Here is a 19,417-nt window from a genome sequence, read left to right on the forward strand (position 1 = left end):
TTCAATTTTAAAGAAAGTCAATCAGTCCTAGCCTGACGGTCATTGAACCTCTAACGGAAGCCAGACCATGTCGCCGCTGATTCGCTTATCCGCCAGCTTCATTGCCCTGATGATGGCCATGGGCATCGGGCGTTTCGCCCTCACACCGCAGCTTCCCCACCTGATCAGCGAAGGGCAGATCGACCTGACTGCCGCCGGTCTGATTGCAGCGGCCAACTACCTCGGCTATTTGCTTGGAGCGGTGGATGCGATGTTTTCCCGCCGGCCGGATCAGGTGCAGCGGCGCCTGCATGGCGGCTTGTGGTTGTGTGTACTGCTGACGCTGGCGTCGTTCTGGGCCAATGGTTTCTGGTCGCATCTGCTGCTGCGCTTCGGCACGGGTGTGGCGAGTGCCTGGGTGCTGGTGATGATTACGGCGCTGAGCCAGCCACTGGCTGCGGCGGCGGGTCGCCCGAGACTGGGCGCGTTGGTATTTGCCGGGCCGGGGCTGGGGATCTTTCTGACGGGGTTGCTGGCGCTGTTCTCACATCTGGCGCAGCAGACTTCCGCCACTTTGTGGCTGATCTATGCCGCCGTGGCGCTGGTGATGTTGCTGGGGATCGTGCGGATCCTGCCGCAACCGGGCGTCGGCGCAACCGTCGCCCCTGCCGCCGTCAATCATTCAGATCGCGGCATCGGACGTTTGGCAGTGGTGTATGCCTTGTACGGCGTGGGCTACATCATTCCGGCCACGTTCCTGTCGCAGATGGCCAACGCGCAGTTTCACGGACAATGGCAGGCCGATCTGTTCTGGCCATGCTTCGGCCTTGCTGCTGCGATTGGCGTATTGCTGGTGAGTTTGCGCCGGCACGATCCGGAAACCACCCGTCACTGGCTGATGGCGACGTTGTGGCTGCAGGCCGCCGGAGTGTTTGCCTGCCTGCTGGGCAGCGGCCTCGGCCTGGCTTTGGGCGTGATCCTGTGCGGCACGCCGTTCCTGGCCTGCATGCAACTGGTGATGCAGCGCTCCCGGGAGCTGGCGCCCCACGCCACCCAGCGCAACGCCGGCCTGCTCACCGCGTGCTTCGCTGTCGGTCAGCTCAGCGGGCCGTTGCTGGCGGCGCTCAGCAGCCACTTCAGCGGCGGCCTGCAACCGGCGCTGGTGATCGCCGGCAGCGGCCTGCTGATTGCCGGCGGCCTGGCGTGGAAACCGCTTACGACTGGCCGAGCGCTTTGCGCAAACGCCGACGCACCCACTGTTCCGCGCTGACGAAGGTGATGCCGAGCAACACCAGCACGGCGCCGATGATGAAGTTCAGGCTCAGTTCTTCGCCGAGCAGCACCACGCCGAACGTGACGCCGAACAACGGCGTCATGAAGGAAAACACCGCCAGATTGGCCGCGAGATAACGGCGCAGCAGCCAGAACCAGGTCAGGTAACTGAAGAACGACACCACCAGGCCCTGGAACAGCACGCTGCCCACCGCCACGGCGGTCAGGCTGACATGGGTGATCTGACCACTGAGCAGCGCGATCAACAGCAGGCCGACGAAACCGACGATCAGTTGATAAAACAGCGTCAACGTCACCGGCGCTTCCGACAGGCGCGAGGCGCGCACTACCACGGTGGTCGCGCCCCAACTGGCCCCGGCCAGTACGCCGAGGGCATCACCCAGCAGCATGCGGTGATCGAGGCTGTCCCATGACACGCCGCCGGCAAACACTACCGCGATCCCGACAAATGCCATGAAGATTCCCAGCCATTGCACCGGTCGCAGACGCTCGCTGGGCAACAGGAAATGCACGCCCAGCGCGGTGAAGATCGGCGCGGTGTAGAGGAACACCGACATGTGCGCTGCCGTGGTCAACTGCAAGCCTTCAGAGATGAACAAGAACTCCAGCCCGAACAAGGCGCCGGCCAGCAAACCGCCGCGCCATGTGGTGCCGACCAGATCCCAGCCGCCCTTCCAGCAGATGAGCAGTCCTACAAGCAACGCGGAAATTCCCGACCGCCCCGCCGCCTGCATCACCGGCGCAATGTCGCTCGCCGCCCACTTGATCAGCACCTGCTGCACGCCCCAGATCAGGCACAGGCCGATCATCACTTGCAGAGCAAAGCCGTCGGCACTGCGCCGACTGACGCTCACCGCAACACCTCGAACACACACAACATGGCAGTTTTTCCAAAGGTCAAACAAAGCCCCGGCTCTTTGTCCGGGGCGAAAAGTAGTAAGTGGATTATTAACCAGTCAGCCAGAAAAAGCCGTCTGGAAAAGACATTTGATGCTCCTGCAACGTCAGCGGTGAAGGGCTGATCTGCCAAACCGGCTGACCACGACAAATCCGACCGTACAGGCCAGCGCCGTGGCAAACGTCCCCCATGCCCAATCCAGCAACGTCACCTGCACCGACCAGTCGCGCAGCGTCGCCCAGTTGGTCAGGTCATAGGTGCCGTAAGCGACCAGCCCGAGCAGCGCACCCATGCGGGCGGCGCGTTGCCAGGTCAGCGCCGGCAACACCACGAACGCCACGCAGCCGAAAACATACAGGCAATAAAAAACCGCTGCTGGCACCAGCAACGGTTTTTCGAGCATCAGCGGACCGAGCAGTTCGCGATAGGTCGGCGCCATCAACACGCCGAGCCAGAGGCCGTCGAGCAAAAGAAACGTCAGCAGCGTGGCGACGTAGGCAATCAACGCTTTTTTCATCTGCCCGACCTCAGGTTGGCCCATGCAACATGGGCCACGTCAGGCTCAGGTTAGTTCAATGCGATCGGCATGAATGACGATCTTGCCTTCCTTGTACAACGAACCGATGGCCTTCTTGAAGTTGCCCTTGCTGACACCGAACAGGCTGCTGATCAGCGCCGGGTCGCTCTTGTCGCTGACGGCCAGGGTGCCGTTGCTTTCGCGCAACTTGGCGAGGATCTTCGAACTCAGGCTGCTGGCCGCTTCCTGCCCCACCGGTTGCAGGCTCAGGCTGATCTTGCCATCGGCGCGCACTTCCTTGATGAAACCTTTCTCGCGCATGCCGGAACGCATGAACTTGAAGATTTCATTCTTGTGGATCAAACCCCAGTGCTTGTTGTTGATGACGGCCTTGAAACCCATGTCGGTGGCTTCGGCCACCAGCAGATCGACTTCCTGGCCCACGCTGTAGTTGGCCGGGGTCTTGTCGAGGTAGCGATCAAGACGCGCGGTGGCGGTGATGCGGCGGGTGTGTTTGTCGAGGTAGACATGCACCACGCAGTATTCGCCGGCGGTCATCTGGCGTTTTTCTTCGGAGTAAGGCAGCAGCAGATCCTTCGGCAGGCCCCAATCGAGGAACACACCGATGCTGTTGACTTCAACAACTTTCAAACTGGCAAATTCACCGACCTGAACTTTTGGTTTTTCAGTGGTGGCAATTAGTTTGTCATCGCTGTCCAGATAAATGAAAACATTGAGCCAGTCTTCATCTTCGCTGGGAATATCTTTGGGGATATAACGGTTGGGCAAAAGAATTTCGCCGTCGGCACCGCCGTCCAGATATAAACCGAAGTTAGTGTGTTTAACCACTTGCAAACTGTTGTAGCGCCCGACTAAAGCCATTTCCAATACCCTCATTGCGTGGGCGGCATTCTACCCGGTTTTGCCGGGTTCGTTGGCCGGCAGATGCTCCCGCAAACTGAAATTTGCGCGAAGCCTTGATTTTCCTTGGTTTGCCGCCGCGCAGGCGCCACTCGTCAGACCACCTCGGCGGCTTCGCGGCGCACCGCCCCCGTAAAAAAGCCACCGATGCCGATAAATGTTGTTATTTAAAACAGCAGGTTAGCAGGATATTTCTAATAATTAATCGAGAATAATCCACCCGCACGCTGGGTTATTCCGGGGGATATTTACCAAGCAATTGTCAAGTTATTCCTGTACGATGCCTGGCCGAGTTACTTTTCTACAGGTTAATGGCCGCCATGCGTGTAAAAGCATCCACCAGCAAAGCAAAGCCAGCTCCAGCCGTTGAAACCAGCGAATCGATCAACGATCAGATCGCGGCATTCCTCAAGTCCGGCGGCGAGATCCAGCAAATTGCCAAGGGCGTCAGCGGCCAGACGTTCGGCCCGTCCAAGCAGATCAGCCTGGGCAAGAAGTAACACCCCGCAACACACCAGTCCCAAGACGCTTTGAGCTTCGAAGCGTCTGGACCGGAACCCTCGCAAGACCTCTCTCGCGTTTAATCAAACCGACAAAACAACAGAAATCGACGAACGGCCCTCGATGCCGATCATTCGCCGGTATCCTTGCACGCGTCTGGATCAAGCGTTTCAGCAGGTACGTCACCCTGCGCTCGCTGTTCAAGGAGTGACGCATGCTCAAAACCCTCTGTTTATTTCTTGCAGGACTGCTGGCGAGTCCGGTGGCGCACGCGCAGATTTTCCAGCGCGAACTCGGCGACTTCGACCTCAAGCTCGGCACCACGCCCAGCCGCAGCATGGCCCAGGGTCTGGTCAAGCCCTCGGCGGCCGGTTCGTTCCACGGCGGCCTCGATCTGAGCCACGACAGCGGCCTCTACGTCGGCCAGTACGCACCGAGCATGGGACTGACGCCGGGCAAGAATCTGGAGATCGACTCCTACGTCGGTTTCAAACAACCCTTCGATCAAACCCTCGGCTACGAAGTCGGGATGATCCATTACAGCTATCCCAAGGTAGACACCCTCGACAGCCAGGAACTGTTCGGCGGCCTGACCCTGCTCGGCAGCCGTTTCGGCATCGCGTTGAGCAACGACCCGGACAAACAGAACAACACCCTGTTTGCCGATCTGGGCGGCAACCAGCCGTTCGGCATCGGGATCAGCATGAAATACACCACCCACCAGCTCAACACGCCGGTCTCGGTGGACGGCGGGTATGTCAGCAGTTTTACCGATTGGTCGGTGAAATTTTCCCGGCCGGTGATGGGCATCGACCTGGACCTGATCTATAGCAATTCCAGCCTCAGCGGCAGCGATTGCTCCGCCTATTCCGGGCACAACAGCCAGTGCGACGGGCTGGTCACGCTCAAGGCCGAACGCGCGTTCTATTGATTGGCTGAACTGCCGGGAGCATCCTGCGTTCACATAAGAATCAGACGCCAGGCTTTCGCAAGGACTCGCTCATGTCTCGCTGGTTCAAACACTGCGCCACCCTGTTGATCTTCGCCCTCGCCCTCGGCGCTTGCAGCCGCGTCGGCCTGGCCTATCGCAATCTCGACGTGATCATTCCATGGACGCTCAGCGACTACCTGGACATGACCGGCGAGCAGAAAGGCTGGTTCAACGAACGCCTCAAGGAACACCTGAGTTGGCACTGCACCACGCAATTGCCGGGTTATCTGGACTGGCTGGATCGCCTGCAGACCATGGTCGAAAGCAACCAGGTCACCGACGCCGCACTTCAGGCCCGCACTCTGGAAGCCAAGCAGGCGATTGCCGAAACCGCCCGGGAGATCACCCCGTCGGCCATCGAGCTGCTGCAAGGGCTGGACGACAAACAGGTCGCCGACATGAACGATGCGTTCGCCAAGGACCTGCGCAAACGTCAGCAGGAGTATGTGAAGCCACCGCTGGCTCAGCAGATCGCCGAGCGTGGCGCCCGCATGGACAAGCGCCTCAACGACTGGCTCGGGCCATTGAGTGTCACGCAAGAGCAACGGGTGATGGCGTGGTCGACCGCACTGGGCGATCAGAACACTCAATGGATCGCCAACCGTGCGCACTGGCAACAGCAATTCAGCGCCGCCGTTGCCCAGCGTAAAAGTCCGGATTTCCCACAGCGGATCGAGACCCTTCTGGTCTATCGCGAGCGTTTATGGACAGCGGATTACCGCAAGGCCTACGCCGACACCGAGGCCCAGGCCCGCTCGCTGGCGGTGGATCTGATGGCAGAAAGCACACCGCAACAACGCCAGCGCCTGTTGAAGAAAATCGAAGGGGTGCGCAAGGACTTCAATGATTTGAAGTGTTTGAAGGCTGCGAAAGCAGGCTGAGGTTCATTGAACCTGCGGGAGCCGGAAAACCCGGCCCCAGAGGGATTACAGCAGGCGCTCAGGCAATCTGCGCTTTTGACGCCACACGGTCGAAGGTCGCCTCATCCAGCGCATCCTCCTGTTCATCCAGCACCTGACGCGGATGATCATTACCAGGAATGCTGCTGTCGATCAGGCTCAACAGGCTCGAGCCGCGCGGGGTCAGGCTGAAATTGTTGCCGGTGCTGCCTTCATCGTCGCCACGAGGCTCGATAAAACCGCGCAGCAACAGCTTCTGCTCGTATTCACAGGCGATGGTTTTCAGATGATCCAGATTCTCGATCGGCTCGCCTGCCGCGGCTTTTTCCGCTGCGTAGTCTTCGGCATAGGACCGCGGTGCGAAGCTGTGGCCTGCGCCGTTCTGCACTTCATGCAGCAGGCGTTCAATCAAATCCCAGTTATAAGTCGTCATCCTGATTCAACCTCCGGTGCGCGTGATTAATGGCGCTGTCCTAGGTTGTGACCCGAGCGGGCAATAGCCGTTCAGCTTCATTTGCGGCCCCGACCGACCGGCGGTCTGTCGAATCCCGTGGGCCTCGAGCGACTAGTCTGAAACAGACGGTTTCAACCCCGCAGGAGAAATCATCATGAACGTTGAGAATCATCCGGTGGTGTCGCGCGAAGAATGGCTCGCGGCCCGCAAGCAGCATCTGGCCGATGAAAAGGCCTTCACCAAAGAACGCGACCGCCTCAGCGCCAAACGTCGCGCCCTGCCCTGGGTGAAGGTCGACAAGGACTATCGCTTCATGGGGCCGGACGGCGAATTGAAACTCGCCGACCTGTTCGGACAACACAGCCAACTCGTCGTTTATCACTTCATGTTCGCCAAAGGCTGGGAGGAAGGCTGCCAGGGCTGTTCGTTCCTCGGCGACCACTTCGACGGCGCCAACCTGCACCTGGCCCATCACGACATTGGGCTGGTGGCGGTATCCCACGCGCCATTCGCCGAATTCCAGGCGTTCAAGCGGCGGATGGGCTGGAAGTTCGACTGGGTGTCGTCGGACGGTTCCGATTTTAACTACGACTTTGGCGTGTGCGCCCGTGCTGAAGACGCCGAAGCCGGAAAGGCCACATACAACTATGAAAAGACTGACAGTGGCGAAGAGGAAATGCCGGGGCTGAGCGTGTTCTATCGCGCCAATAACGGCGAGATATTCCACACCTATTCAACCTACGCCCGGGGTCTGGACATGCTGGTGGGCGCCTACAACTTTCTCGACCTCACGCCCAAGGGGCGGAACGAGGACGAGATCATGGAGTGGGTGCGGCATCATGATCGGTATGACGGAGAACAAAAATCCAGTTGCTGCCACGGCGACTGAGCCGGCAAAGACACTGAACTTTTCACTGGTCACGGCCCTCAACCGGTTAACCCGCCTTAACCGGATCCGAGGCCTGCCCCCATGAAAACCCTGCTCACACTCACACTCGCCACCACCTTCGCCTGCGCCCTGCCCGTCTGGGCCTGCACGCCCGAAGAAGCCACCGCCAAACGTGAACAACTGGCTCAGGAAGTGGCAAAGCTCACCGAGCAAAACCCGACCAAGGCCAAGGAAATCAATGCCGAGCTGCAGAAAATGGACTTGGGCACCGCCTCTGCCGATCTGCCGGACAAATGCCAGTTGATCGACCAGCGCTTGAAGGAGCTGGATTCGGCCGAGCACAAAACCGAGGGTTAACGGCCTCGGGCTTCAGCCTCCACCACAAAGGACATGCTCAAAGCAGTGTCCTTTCGTCCGTAGAATTGCATTTGTGCATTTATTTATTTGCACAGATGCATATTCAGACCTAGGGTTACCTCGAGCCTGCTCGGAACCCGCCGCAGAAGTGGCACCCCTTAACCGCCGACGGCTCGCAAATCTACGCAGGACATTTGTTTTCATTCATGGAGGATTGAAAAATGTTAACCACTGAAACAACGCAATACACCGGCAACACCCTGCCCGGGTGCCTGACCGGCCATCTGCTCGACGCGCAACTGGTCGAGGTCGAAGCCGCTCCACAGGCCGAGGCCCTGGCGGCCTCAAGCCTGAACTTCACGATGCAGCAACAGACCCAGACCAACTGGTGCTGGGCCGCGGTTTCCGCTTCGGTCGGCAACTATTACGGCACCGGGTCCTGGACTCAGTGCGGCGTTGCCAGCACCCAGTTGAACCGCAACTGCTGCAGCCAGCCGGGGCCGTGCAACGTCTACGGCTATCTGGATTCGGCCCTGCAAACCACCCGCAGCTACAACGGGATGAATCAGGGTTCGTTACAGATGTCGGCCATCCAGAACCAGATCAACATGGGCCGGCCTGTCGGTCTGCGCTGTGCCTGGTACGGCGGCGGTGCGCACTTCCTGACGATCTACGGCACCAACGGCAACTACGTGCTGGTCGCGGATTCGATCTACGGCTATTCGACCCGCGCACTGAGCTCGTTCCCCGGTTCCTACAACGGTGGCGGCAACTGGACCCACACTTACTTCACGGCAAAAAACTAGGAGGGCGACATCATGCAACTGACTTATCCAAAGGCGCCTTCCAACGGCGTACAGACCTTGCGTCCGGTGCTGCAAGCGGCGCTGCAAACCCAGGGGTTTGGCATCAATCGCCAGTTCGCCAGTGCGGCGCCGGCGAAAATCAGTCTCAGCGAGGCCTATCGCGGCTACTCGCTCAGCCTGGAGGATCTGAGCCAGGGCAAAGGCCTCAAGGACGCCCGACTCGGCGACTGGCATTACCTGGTGTTTGCCGACGGCGTGTCGATTGCCGATGCGCAATTGGCCGAAGTCCGCGGTCACGTCGAGTTTGCCTCGTTGAACCACGGCAACCTGGCGGCGGCCACGGTCGATGCGCTGAAACTGGCCGAGCAATCGCCGCAGCTGCAGGGCAAAACCGTCGAGCTGCGAGTGCTGTTCGTTTCGGCGCTGCATGTCGTAGCCATCTGGCTGCACGCGGCCGGCGAAGATGTGCTGATCCCGATCGAGCCGACGCCCAAGGAGCTGGCCCTGACCGGGCTGTACAGCGAGGCAGCCCTGCTCGCACAGCTCAAACCGAAGGCGGATCAGACAAAGCAGCGCTTTGATGCCGACACCCGTGGACAGCTGGGCAGCTGATAAACGCAGGCAATAAAAAACCCGGACAGTGTCCGGGTTTTTTATTGCCTGCTTGAAACGCCTTACTCGGCCGCAGGTGCAGCCGGCTTGCGGCGCTTGAGCGGGGCCATGCCGTCGCTGCTCACCAGAGAATCCGGCTTCGGACGGTTGGCGCTCTTGCGCTTGGTCGGGGTCTTGGCGGCGGCTTTTTTCTTGTCGCCCTTGGCGTCGGTCTTTTTCTTCTTCACGCCGACGGCCTTGCCCGAGGCCTTGACCTTTTTCGGTCCGCCGTAGGTGCCTTTGACTTCCTTGATGGTGCGGCGCTCGAAGCTCTGCTTCAGATAACGCTCGATGCTCGACATCAGGTTCCAGTCGCCGTGGCAGATCAGCGAGATCGCCAGACCGTCGTTGCCGGCACGGCCAGTACGACCGATGCGGTGTACGTATTCGTCGCCGCTGCGTGGCATGTCGAAGTTGATCACCAGATCCAGGCCATCAACGTCCAGACCACGGGCCGCCACATCGGTGGCCACCAGGATCTTCACGCCGCCCTGCTTCAGACGGTCGATCGCCAGTTTGCGATCCTTCTGGTCTTTTTCGCCGTGCAGCACGAACGCCTTGTATTCCTGGGCGACGAGGCGACCGTAGATGCGGTCGGCCATGGCCCGGGTGTTGGTGAAGACGATAGCCTTCTGATAGGTCTCGTTGGCCAGCAGCCAGTTGACGATCTGTTCTTTGTGCTGGTTGTGGTCGGCGGTGATGATCTGCTGACGGGTGGTGTCGTTCAGCTGGCTGACCGCGTTGAGCTGCAGGTGCTCAGGGTTGTTCAGCACCTTGGCGATCATCTCGCGCAGGCCGGAACCGCCGGTGGTGGCGGAGAACAGCATGGTCTGCTGACGGTTCGGGCATTCGTCGACCAGACGCTGCACGTCTTCGGCGAAACCCATGTCGAGCATGCGGTCGGCTTCGTCGAGCACCAGCACTTCGACTTCTTTCAGATCGAGGTTGCCGGCGTTCAGTTGCTCGATCATCCGGCCCGGGGTGCCGATCAGGATGTCCGGCACCTTGCGCAGCATGGCGGCCTGGACCTTGAAGTCTTCACCGCCGGTGATCAGGCCGGACTTGATGAAAGTGAACTGCGAAAAGCGCTCGACTTCCTTCAGGGTCTGCTGGGCCAGCTCTCGGGTCGGCAGCAGGATCAGGGTCTTGATGCTGACGCGGATCTTGGCCGGGCCGATCAGGCGATTGAGGATCGGCAGGACAAACGCGGCGGTCTTGCCGCTACCGGTTTGTGCCGTCACCCGCAGGTCACGCCCCTGAAGCGCCAGCGGAATGGCCGCGGCTTGCACAGGCGTTGGCTCGACAAATTTCAGCTCGGCCACGGCTTTGAGCAGGCGTTCGTGCAGGGCGAATTGGGAAAACACGGGTGCTACCTCGAAGATATGCAAAAAATCAGCTGCATAGGTTACCGGTTTCGAGCGCTCAGGCCGAGTTTCTTTGTGAAATCAGCCGTAATCAGTGGCTTTTTTGTTGCTCGATTTGTCTCCAACGGTAATACACAGCGTCTTAAATGCTCTAATCGCCCGTCGCGTCCTACAGAAGAATCGTCGCCCTCATGGATTTCAAACAGCTCTGGCTCAACGCCCAAGACCTCTGGGGTGCCCTCGATCAGCACCCGCTCCTGCACGCCGGCCTGGCGCTGATCCTGCTCCTGGTGATCGCCCTGGTCCTCGGACGAGTGGCGCGTTACCTGATCCTGCATGCCAGCCGCATGCTCGGTCGCCAGCCCGCGCTGCACTGGATCAACGACTTTCGGCATAACAAGGTGTTTCAGCGCCTGGCGCAGATGACGCCGTCGCTGGTGATCCAGTTCGGCCTGCACCTGGTGCCGGAGCTGAGCAAGACCGCCATGGTGTTCCTCGGCAACGTGGCGCTGGCGTTCACCATTCTGTTCCTGCTGCTGTCGGTCAGCGCCCTGCTCAATGCGCTGCTGGACATCTACGCCCGCACCGAACACGCCCGCACCCGCTCGATCAAGGGTTATGTGCAACTGGCGAAAATGGTTTTGTACGTGTTCGGCGCGATCATCATCGTCGCCACCCTGATCGACCGCTCGCCGCTGTTGCTGCTGTCGGGTCTGGGTGCGATGTCGGCGGTGATCCTGTTGGTCTACAAGGACACCCTGCTGTCGTTCGTCGCCAGCGTGCAACTGACCAGCAACGACATGCTGCGGGTCGGCGACTGGATCGAAATGCCGCAAGTCGGCGCCGATGGCGACGTGGTCGACATCACCCTGCACACGGTCAAGGTGCAGAATTTCGACAAGACCATCGTCTCGATCCCGACCTGGCGCCTGATGTCCGAGTCGTTCCGAAACTGGCGCGGCATGCAGCAGTCCGGCGGGCGACGGATCAAGCGCAGTCTGTTCATCGACGCCAGCGGTGTCCGCTTCATCCGCGATGATGAAGAAGAAAAACTGTCCCAGGTGCACCTGCTGACCGCCTACATGGGCCGCAAGAAAGCCGAGCTCAAGGCCTGGAACGAAGCCCAGGGCAACGTCGCGGCGATGTCGGCCAACCGCCGGCGCATGACCAACATCGGCACCTTTCGCGCCTATGCGCTGGCCTATCTGAAGAGTCACCCGGAGATCCAGCCGAACATGACCTGCATGGTCCGCCAGATGCAGACCACGGCCCAGGGCATACCGCTGGAAATCTACTGCTTTACCACCACCACGGTGTGGGCCGATTACGAGCGGATCCAGGGGGATATTTTCGATTACCTGCTGGCGGTGTTGCCGGAGTTCGGGTTGAGTCTGTATCAGCAGCCGAGTGGTGGGGATTTGCGTTCCGGGATATTGCCGGCAGTCCTTGGCGCGAGCCACATTCCACAAGCCGAGAAACATCTGATGTAGCGCTTTCTTCAGCGCAAAAAAAGACGCAACCCAGGTTGCGTCTTTTTTGTCCGGCCGATTTGTCAGGCCTGCCGCTGCGGTGCCTTGTGCACCATGGTGTAGGCATAGTCGACGCCCATGCCGTACGCGCCACTGTGTTCCAGCACCAAGTCCATCACCGCCTGATAAGTGTCTTTGTGCGCCCAGTCACGCTGGTACTCGAGCAGCACTTGCTGCCAGGTCACCGGTACGGCGCCTGCCTGAATCATCCGTTGTACCGACATGTCGTGGGCTTCCTTGGTGGTGCCGCCGGACGCGTCGGTGACGATGTACACCTCGTAGCCTTCAGCCAGCGCTTCCAGGGCCGGGAAAGTCAGGCAGACCTCGGTCCACAGTGCGGCGATGATCAGTTTCTTGCGGCCGGTGGCCTTCACTGCGTCAACCAGCGCCTTGTCTTCCCAGGAGTTCATCGAGGTGCGCTCGATCGGTTTCTGCTCCGGGTGCACCGCCAGCAGTTCCGGCCAGATGTAGCCGCTGAAGCTTTCGGTTTCGACCGAGGTGTAGATGGTCGGTACGTTGAAGATCTTCGCTGCCTTGGCCAGGCCGACGGTGTTGTTCTTCAGGGTCTGACGGTCGATCGACTGTACGCCGAAAGCCATTTGTGGCTGGTGGTCGATCAGGATCAGGGCGGAGTTGGTCGGGTTCAGCAGTTCACGGATAGACATGGCGCGTTCCTTTTGATGTCGATTCAGAGTTTCGATTGGGTAATGGGTGAGTCGAGTGGCTTGCCGTCTTCGGCGTTGTTGTCTCGGCTTGGATGTCACTTTAGGGGCTAGCCGATAAAGGGACAATTACCTAAAATCGAGAATCATTGATTCTAAAAAAGGGACAATCATGGATCGCATCGAATGCATGCGTGCCTTCGTGGTAACGGTCGGCGAAAACGGCTTTGCAGCCGCCGCCCGGGCCATGGACGTGCCCCGGTCGAAAGTCAGCAAACAGATTCAGGCACTGGAAGAAGCCATCGGCGTGCAGTTGCTGCAACGCACCACCCGCAGCCTGCACCTGACCGAGGCTGGTGCCGAGTATTTCGAAGCGGCGCGGGAAGTGATTGCGGCGCTGGACGAGGCCGAGCAGCGGGCACGGGACGGGGTGGGCGAATTGCGCGGTGTGTTGCGGGTCAACGCACCGATGTCGTTCGGCCTGCGACGGTTGGGCAAATTGATTCCGCTGTTCCACGAGCAGCACCCGAACATCGAGCTGCAACTGGTGCTCAGCGACCAACAGGTCGATCCGGTGCGCGGCGGGTTCGACGTGACGATTCGCATCGCCAGCCTGCCCGACTCGACCATGATCGCCCGACAACTGGCGCCGGCCCCACGGATCATGGTCGCTTCCCCCGCTTACCTCGAACGCGCGGGCACGCCGCAGACCCCGCAGGATCTGCGCTCGCATCAATGCTTGAACTACGGCTATCTGCAGAGCGGCGTCAGCCTGCAACTGTGCAACGGCAAGGAGACGCAGCGGGTCAACGTCACCGGCCCGCTGCACGCCAACAACGGCGACTTGCTGGCGCAAGCGGCCGAGGCCGGCATGGGCATCGCGCTGCTGCCGGACTTCATCGTCGAAGAGGCGTTGGCCGCCGGGCGACTCGTGCCGGTGCTGTGCGAATGGCAAGCCCCGGCGATCACCATCAACGCGGTGTATTCGTCAGCGCGGCGGGTGCCGCAGAAGACCCGGGTGTTTATCGAGTTTCTGGTGGGGCAACTGGCGCCGGAGTAGTGCCGGCCGCCTGAGCAAACTCCAATGGGTTCCTGAACATGACATACACAGGTTCCAGGCCTGAATCGGCAGGAAACACCACAACATAGTCATCGAAGACCACGGTTGAAGGTTCGGTGAATGTTTCCAGTAATGGCACCGCCAACGAGCGCAGAAACCCCAGGCGATGATCGGCGAACGTTGTCCGTTTCGGGGAACTCTCATTTTCGCCCGGAAGAGCCCAAATCACAGTCAGCGGAGCAGTTCCTTCGGCTGTGAACGAGTAAGTTTGGGTGATCTCACTCCAGACTGCCGGGCGAACTCTGACACCCGACGACGAGTCGCCCGTACTCACCGGTGAAAGGGCCACCTGGTGCAAAGTCTCGATTTCCCTGATGCCCTGGGACAACGTTCCGGGCGGAACGGAACAGGTGCCACTGCTCAATCTGAACGGGACATCGACCGCACCCTGCGTTTGCGCAAGGTAGTGCCAATCCAGCCCTTCAATCGGGAGAAGGTCCGCCAGCGGAACGCAAACCCCAAACCGGCCCACCTCGGCGCGACTGCGAAACTCGAATTGCAGCACTGCGGCATACTGATCTTGATGCGTCGGAGCATTGGAGGTGATCTGCCAGGTGAACTCCGCCACCGCCGAACGAATCGCCTTTTGCAGATCGACGCGATGGTTTTCCAACGGTGGCGACAGTGCGCCTTCAACGATGATGGCCGGACGCGCATCGGCGAAAACCAGAGGGGAAAACATCTGAGCCCCGACCTGCGCGGGCCCGAGTTGCTGCTGATTGCGCAGCCCTACAAGCTGAGTCTGCGCCGTAGACAACAGCGCTTCGGCCTCCACTTGAAGTTGCCTGAGACGCGGATTGAGGTGATTCAACATCGCCACATAACCGTCGTAAATGGAACCGATCTGCTGCGCAAGGCTTTGCCATTGCCCTCGCTCCGCGCCTGCGTACGTGACTTCGCGCTGCGTGTTGTCTCTTTTGAGTTGCACGTGCAATTGCCAGAATCGAAAGCGTTGCATGGCAAGACGGGAATCAAATTCGCTTCCTTCCAGCGCACGGATATCCAGCTCTCGTTGGGCAATGAGCGTTTGCGTACTCAGTTGCTGACGAAGATGGCTGATGCGCAGTTGCAGATCCGCGAGTGCCGCCTGGGCGTCGCGCTCGGAAACAGCCAGATCGGCGACGAGTTTTTGTACCTCGGCCTGAGTCTGGGCAATGCGTTGTCGGGTGATCTGCGCCCAGTCCATCGGCGCCGGAGGCCATTGCGCAGGCGCAACCGCCGGGGACGCGGCCTGTCCCTTGAACGCAACGCGGCCCTGTTTGCGATGCCAGTCTTTGACGTAATAAACGACCGAGCCACTGGAGTTCGGATTGGGATCATCCTCGGGGTGATAGAACAACAGATCCGCCCCTTTGGGATGACCTGAAATCCGGTCGAAGTGATTGATCAATCGGTCGTGATCCGCTTTGGGTACATCGACAGCCCAGATCCGGTCGACCAGTGCCTGGAACTCCGGCTCGGTGTAATCGCCGAGGGTTGATTTGAGTTTCATGGTTTTTAACTTCCTTGTTTGTCCGCATGACTCCGGAGGGCATTCAAGCGAATGCCCTCCATCCTTGGTCACTTGCTTCATAGTTACTCAGGTTTGAAGCCAGGTTTGTTATTGAGCGCGCGCCACTCTTTCACTTCTTTCAGGATGCCTTCGGGGCTGTCTTCACGTCCTTCCTTGGGGTAGAAGATGACGTCCGAGCGATCGGGGTGTTCGGTGACTAACTCGAAATGTATTACGCGCCTCATCATGTAGCGATCAAACTCGTCACCTGACAGCTCCTCCCCTCCCTCAAAAAGCTCTGTAAGAAACGCTCGGAATTCGGACTCTGTGTAGTCTTCGATGCGTGCAGTATTTTTCATTGCGAACCCTCCCCTCTATGCACCGATATATGTCGCTTTGGCGTCATCACCAATATGTTTTCCACGTCATAAACCGCGCCTCCCTTCGCTACTGGAATTTTATGATGAAGCTCAAACTTCACTCTTCCGCCATGCTGATCTTCCAGCGCGGGAAAAGGCGCAGTTCCCTTACGCATGAATCTAAGATTGGTCTTATTAAACTGCGATACAAGAAACTCATCTGCCGCCACAGCTTTCCAAAACGCCTCCCTGAATCGATGGAAATTGGCAAATTCCTTCCCTCTTAACTGGTCAGCAATTTGCGCTGGAATAGGCGCCCCCTCGGCCCTGGCATTGTCTCCCAACCAAACTCCCGTAACCTGCTGCCCGGTTCCCGTCGCAACCCCCGGATCATCCCTACGATCCAGAAACAGCACATCCGGCGAAGGCAGCTCCATATCCCCCGGGAACCCCGGAATACTCGCACCCGCCTGCCCTTCATCAACAGCCGGAAACGTCTCGTTTGCCGGTAGGATCGGGATGAGTGGGTTGCCGGGATAAGCCGTGGGTGTCGAGGGGGAAATCGGTGTGGTGGTCGGCCCGAGGTGTTCGCTGCCCGGTGGCACCAGAGGTGTCCAGGTTCCAATGCCCACTGGAGGAATCGGCCAAGGCTGGACGGCAGGTAGAACGCCACGTCGTCCGTGGGCACTTTGCGGCGCAACGATGCTGACCCGGTCGAGATTGAACGGGTTCTCGCCGACTGATGCATCGTCCTGAAAGCGCAGTTCGAACTCGCGGCGTTCGCCCACCCAGGTGCTTTTCGGCGCATAAGGGGCGAAACCTTGCTCGACGCGTTTTTTGTTGACCTCATCGAACTGGCTGGTGAGTGCAGATTGCTCACCCAATGTCCGCCACAGCGCGTCACCAAATGCGCCGAACGACTGAATCTCACGCCCGCGCATCTGGTCGCCGATCTGACTGGGAATGGCTGCACCGGTGCTGCGGCTGGCGGTGTTCCACCAGTCAGCCGTGGCGGGTTGACCCTTGCCGGTGACGACGCCCGCACCCAACGGTGGCAGGTTGAAGGACAGGTACATCGGCGCTGAGCCCGGCACGTAGATGATGCAGTCCTGAATGCGCAGGTCGACGCCCTTCGGCAAGTCCTGAACAACCGGTGGCAGCAGCGCTATCCGGCCCTGGCTCGGAACCTCTTTGGCGATGCTCGCATCGGGCGTGAACTGCAGGTGTCGGGGTGGTGAACCGGGGACTTCTGCGGTGTAGTTGCCCGTCAGCGGATCAAGCAGCGCGTTGATGACCGGCACACTGGCGCTGATCTCATTGCCGGTGGTGACGGCAATGACGGCGGTGCCTTGCGCAACGGCCTCAGGCTTGAGCCGATAAGGCATGTCCGCAGACCCGCCGGAATCGGCGATCGTGCGCAGCGCCTGCTCATCGGAAAGTCCCAGCGCCTGGGCAGGTACGGCGACGGACTGAAACAATCGTCGTCGCTGCTCCGGCGTCAGTTCTCCATCGCCCAGCGTTGGCGAGTACACCAACCCGCCGATCAATACCGTGGAAGGATGGGGAACAAGCATGGCGAGGGGAAGGTGTTTGACCGCTTGCCGTACACCGGCCTCGATGAGTGCCCCCGCTTGCTGGGCGACGAGTGCTCCGGAACGCGTCAACACCATCGCACCATGCGTCATCGACGACAGCGGAACGGTCAGCGTATTGGCCTGTCGGCTTCGACTTATCCGCGCATCTTCATCGGCCTGTTGCTTGAATCGAACCCGTGATTCGCGCTGCGCAGCGTATTGGCGCTGAGCCTCCCAGACCGCTTCCCTGGCACGCCAGACCACGGTCTGCTCGGCATGATGCGTGGCCAGCGCAGCAGACTTTTCCCGCAGGGTATGAATCTGCGAGGTCAATAAGCGCGCTTCATGGGCGGCGTTGTACGCGCTTTCCCAGATCCGGTGGCCGTCATCGAGTGCTTCGCCGAACTGGCTGAGTCGGGTCAGGTAATCGTTGGAAGTTCGAATCAGCGGATCCTGACCATCGAAGGCGCGGGCGGTCGCGCTCTTTGCATCGAGGTCTATGGACTTGCGGGCAATCAGCCCGTCGATTTCATTTTTTTCCTTGGAAATAAGATAGAGCTGCCAGCGCTCGCTGTAGCGGCTGTCAGGGGCCCTGCGCGCCGCCAAAATCTCCTGATCCAGAAGCGGCGCAAGTTGCCTGGCCCGTTCGGCAAAGCGACGATCGACCTCGGCCCTGATGGCGTCATGTCGTTGCGCCAATCCCGCCAGGAACTGCATCAGCGCTTGATGACGCGCCTGTTCCTGAGCCTGCGTAGCGGCGGCCTGGGCCTGGGCTGCCGCTTCTTGTGCCTGAGCCGCCGCTTGAGCCTGCTCTTGCTGTTGTTTTTGCCGGTGCGCCGCTTTGGCCCGGGCCCGAGCCTTTTGCTTGCTCTTGCTGACCTTGCCGAAGCCGCCCGATACCCCGCCGCCACCGCCAAAACCGCCACCCGGTCCGCCACCCGACGCGGGTGGCCCGGTTCGGATGACGACGCTTCCCGACGTTCCATCGTTGAAATTGTTCTGTGCCATACAGTCACTCCTTGTCTGTAGGGCACAGCGTGTCGATCAAGCGGTAGTCAGTTGCGGTACATAGTTATGTGGTGGAAATAAAGGGGTGATTAATGATTCAGCCAATGGCCTGCGGCTTGCGAATCCCCAACCGGCTGATCCATACCGCTGCCAGAATCACGCCGCCACCGAGGAACAACCGCCCCAGTTCTTCATGCTGATTCCAGATCAACAGGTTCAGCAGCAAGCCCACCGGCACGTGCAGGTTGTTCATCACCGCGAGGGTGCCGCCGTTGACCAGGCACGCACCTTTGTTCCACCAGTACAGACCGAGTGCGGTCGAGACCAGGCCAAGGAACACCAACACGCCCCATTGCAGCGGCGCTTCGGGCAGGAAACTGGATTTGCCGAACAGCAGGAACGCCGGGAGTGCCACCGCCAGTGCGCCGAGGTAGAAGAAACCGAAGCGCCGGTAGTGCGGCAGATCGCTCGGGTGCTTCGCCACCAGATGCTTGTACAGCACCTGCCCGGCGGCGTAGGTGAAGTTGGCCAATTGCAGCAACAGGAAACCCATGAAGAAGTCCGGGTTGATCCGGTCGTAGCGGATCACCGCAGCGCCTGTGACCGCCACCAGTGCGGCGATCAGTGCCCACGGGTTGAAGCGGCGGTTAAGCGCGTCTTCGATCAGGGTCACGTGCAACGGCGTGAGGATGGTGAACAGCAACACCTCTGGCACCGTCAGCACCCGGAAGCTCAGGTACAGGCAGACGTAGGTCACGCCGAACTGCAACGCGCCGATCAGCAGCATGCCGCGCATGAACGCCGGCTCCACCGAACGCCAGCGCGTCAGCGGGATGAACACCAGCCCGGCCAGCACCACACGCACCAGCACCGCGAAGTAGCTGTCGACATGCCCGGCCAGGTATTCGCCGATCAGACTGAAGGAAAACGCCTGGATCAGCGTGACAATAAGTAGATAGCCCATGGTCGCCTCGATTTCGAATGGCGGCGACGATAGCGGTTTTTCCCGGCCATCGCTAAATCCCGGGCAAAAAAAAGCCCGATCTCGCTAAAGCGTTCAATCGGGCTACAGCACTCAGGAGCAACAAGTGCAAAGGGAGGTTCGATGCGCGTAGAGCCTTGAAGGGGTTGCGCCAGGTCACTAGAACAATCG

The 19,417-nt window shown here is 59.9% G+C and carries 20 protein-coding genes; 10 read left to right on the forward strand and 10 right to left on the reverse strand.

The genetic code is table 11. The features are described from left to right. The first annotated feature begins 67 nt into the window (after positions 1 to 67). Positions 68 to 1,249, forward strand: a complete 1,182-nt coding sequence (locus AC07NR_RS01140; protein WP_495077635.1) for an MFS transporter — start codon at positions 68 to 70, stop codon at positions 1,247 to 1,249. On the opposite strand, the gene AC07NR_RS01145 is transcribed toward AC07NR_RS01140, so the two are convergent. The 3 genes from AC07NR_RS01145 to AC07NR_RS01155 form a co-directional block, all read right to left on the reverse strand. Beyond that, positions 1,194 to 2,126: a DMT family transporter gene (locus AC07NR_RS01145; RefSeq protein WP_495077636.1), complete on the reverse strand. Its 933-nt coding sequence runs from the start codon at positions 2,124 to 2,126 to the stop codon at positions 1,194 to 1,196. The genes AC07NR_RS01140 and AC07NR_RS01145 overlap by 56 nt on opposite strands. 150 nt (positions 2,127 to 2,276) lie before the next feature. Beyond that, positions 2,277 to 2,687 carry a DUF2177 family protein gene (locus tag AC07NR_RS01150; RefSeq protein WP_495077937.1) on the reverse strand — a complete coding sequence of 137 codons (411 nt, stop codon included), beginning with the start codon at positions 2,685 to 2,687 and terminating at the stop codon, positions 2,277 to 2,279. Positions 2,688 to 2,732: 45 nt separating this feature from the next. Further along, positions 2,733 to 3,569: a CvfB family protein gene (locus tag AC07NR_RS01155; RefSeq protein ID WP_085710349.1), complete on the reverse strand. Its 837-nt coding sequence runs from the start codon at positions 3,567 to 3,569 to the stop codon at positions 2,733 to 2,735. 350 nt (positions 3,570 to 3,919) lie between these two features. Here AC07NR_RS01155 and AC07NR_RS01160 point away from each other — a divergent pair, with 350 nt between their 5' ends. The 3 genes from AC07NR_RS01160 to AC07NR_RS01170 all read left to right on the forward strand — a co-directional run bounded on the left by AC07NR_RS01160 (position 3,920) and on the right by AC07NR_RS01170 (position 5,981). After that, positions 3,920 to 4,108 (forward strand): PFL_1563 family small protein, encoded by a 189-nt coding sequence (locus AC07NR_RS01160; protein ID WP_016985943.1) that lies wholly within the window; start codon positions 3,920 to 3,922, stop codon positions 4,106 to 4,108. Between the two features lie 215 nt (positions 4,109 to 4,323). Further along, the gene (locus tag AC07NR_RS01165; protein WP_495077637.1) at positions 4,324 to 5,040 is read left to right on the forward strand and encodes a TorF family putative porin; all 717 of its coding nucleotides are present in this window, start codon (positions 4,324 to 4,326) and stop codon (positions 5,038 to 5,040) included. A gap of 71 nt (positions 5,041 to 5,111) precedes the next feature. After that, positions 5,112 to 5,981 carry a DUF6279 family lipoprotein gene (locus AC07NR_RS01170; RefSeq protein WP_495077638.1) on the forward strand — a complete coding sequence of 290 codons (870 nt, stop codon included), beginning with the start codon at positions 5,112 to 5,114 and terminating at the stop codon, positions 5,979 to 5,981. 58 nt (positions 5,982 to 6,039) lie between these two features. On the opposite strand, the gene AC07NR_RS01175 is transcribed toward AC07NR_RS01170, so the two are convergent. Then, the gene (locus AC07NR_RS01175) at positions 6,040 to 6,432 is read right to left on the reverse strand and encodes a transcriptional regulator (RefSeq protein ID WP_085710345.1); all 393 of its coding nucleotides are present in this window, start codon (positions 6,430 to 6,432) and stop codon (positions 6,040 to 6,042) included. 175 nt (positions 6,433 to 6,607) lie between these two features. On the opposite strand from AC07NR_RS01175, the gene AC07NR_RS01180 reads away from it, so the two are divergent. The 4 genes from AC07NR_RS01180 (at position 6,608) to AC07NR_RS01195 (ending at position 9,117) form a co-directional block, all read left to right on the forward strand. Continuing rightward, positions 6,608 to 7,342 carry a DUF899 domain-containing protein gene (locus AC07NR_RS01180; protein ID WP_495077639.1) on the forward strand — a complete coding sequence of 245 codons (735 nt, stop codon included), beginning with the start codon at positions 6,608 to 6,610 and terminating at the stop codon, positions 7,340 to 7,342. An 81-nt stretch (positions 7,343 to 7,423) separates the two neighbouring features. Then, positions 7,424 to 7,699 (forward strand): hypothetical protein, encoded by a 276-nt coding sequence (locus tag AC07NR_RS01185; protein WP_085710342.1) that lies wholly within the window; start codon positions 7,424 to 7,426, stop codon positions 7,697 to 7,699. 221 nt (positions 7,700 to 7,920) lie between these two features. Continuing rightward, positions 7,921 to 8,505 carry a C39 family peptidase gene (locus AC07NR_RS01190; protein WP_265811994.1) on the forward strand — a complete coding sequence of 195 codons (585 nt, stop codon included), beginning with the start codon at positions 7,921 to 7,923 and terminating at the stop codon, positions 8,503 to 8,505. Between the two features lie 12 nt (positions 8,506 to 8,517). Then, entirely contained in the window at positions 8,518 to 9,117 is a 600-nt protein-coding gene (locus AC07NR_RS01195; RefSeq protein WP_423205112.1) for a hypothetical protein, read from the forward strand. Positions 9,118 to 9,179: 62 nt separating this feature from the next. Here AC07NR_RS01195 and AC07NR_RS01200 read toward each other — a convergent pair whose 3' ends face one another. Next, on the reverse strand, positions 9,180 to 10,520 hold the full coding sequence (locus AC07NR_RS01200; RefSeq protein ID WP_085710336.1) for a DEAD/DEAH box helicase: 1,341 nt from the start codon (positions 10,518 to 10,520) through the stop codon (positions 9,180 to 9,182). A 191-nt stretch (positions 10,521 to 10,711) separates the two neighbouring features. On the opposite strand from AC07NR_RS01200, the gene AC07NR_RS01205 reads away from it, so the two are divergent. Then, on the forward strand, positions 10,712 to 12,010 hold the full coding sequence (locus AC07NR_RS01205) for a mechanosensitive ion channel family protein (RefSeq protein WP_495077640.1): 1,299 nt from the start codon (positions 10,712 to 10,714) through the stop codon (positions 12,008 to 12,010). Positions 12,011 to 12,072: 62 nt separating this feature from the next. Here AC07NR_RS01205 and AC07NR_RS01210 read toward each other — a convergent pair whose 3' ends face one another. Next, a complete protein-coding gene (locus tag AC07NR_RS01210) occupies positions 12,073 to 12,714 on the reverse strand; it encodes a hydrolase (RefSeq protein WP_007956548.1) in 642 nt (213 codons plus the stop codon). Between the two features lie 169 nt (positions 12,715 to 12,883). Here AC07NR_RS01210 and AC07NR_RS01215 point away from each other — a divergent pair, with 169 nt between their 5' ends. Beyond that, the gene (locus AC07NR_RS01215; protein WP_495077641.1) at positions 12,884 to 13,771 is read left to right on the forward strand and encodes a LysR family transcriptional regulator; all 888 of its coding nucleotides are present in this window, start codon (positions 12,884 to 12,886) and stop codon (positions 13,769 to 13,771) included. Here AC07NR_RS01215 and AC07NR_RS01220 read toward each other — a convergent pair. The 4 genes from AC07NR_RS01220 to AC07NR_RS01235 all read right to left on the reverse strand — a co-directional run bounded on the left by AC07NR_RS01220 (position 13,734) and on the right by AC07NR_RS01235 (position 19,228). Further along, the gene (locus tag AC07NR_RS01220) at positions 13,734 to 15,323 is read right to left on the reverse strand and encodes an S-type pyocin domain-containing protein (RefSeq protein ID WP_495077642.1); all 1,590 of its coding nucleotides are present in this window, start codon (positions 15,321 to 15,323) and stop codon (positions 13,734 to 13,736) included. The two genes, AC07NR_RS01215 and AC07NR_RS01220, sit on opposite strands and share 38 nt — an antisense overlap. An 83-nt stretch (positions 15,324 to 15,406) precedes the next feature. Beyond that, positions 15,407 to 15,682 (reverse strand): bacteriocin immunity protein, encoded by a 276-nt coding sequence (locus AC07NR_RS01225; protein WP_192560051.1) that lies wholly within the window; start codon positions 15,680 to 15,682, stop codon positions 15,407 to 15,409. Next, positions 15,679 to 18,264 (reverse strand): pyocin-S2/colicin E7-DNase domain-containing protein, encoded by a 2,586-nt coding sequence (locus AC07NR_RS01230; protein ID WP_495077643.1) that lies wholly within the window; start codon positions 18,262 to 18,264, stop codon positions 15,679 to 15,681. The genes AC07NR_RS01225 and AC07NR_RS01230 overlap by 4 nt, the downstream gene beginning before the upstream one ends. A gap of 97 nt (positions 18,265 to 18,361) precedes the next feature. Then, positions 18,362 to 19,228 carry a carboxylate/amino acid/amine transporter gene (locus tag AC07NR_RS01235; protein WP_495077644.1) on the reverse strand — a complete coding sequence of 289 codons (867 nt, stop codon included), beginning with the start codon at positions 19,226 to 19,228 and terminating at the stop codon, positions 18,362 to 18,364. Positions 19,229 to 19,417 lie beyond the last annotated feature (189 nt).

This window comes from Pseudomonas sp. GW821-FHT09C09, from assembly GCF_059418105.1.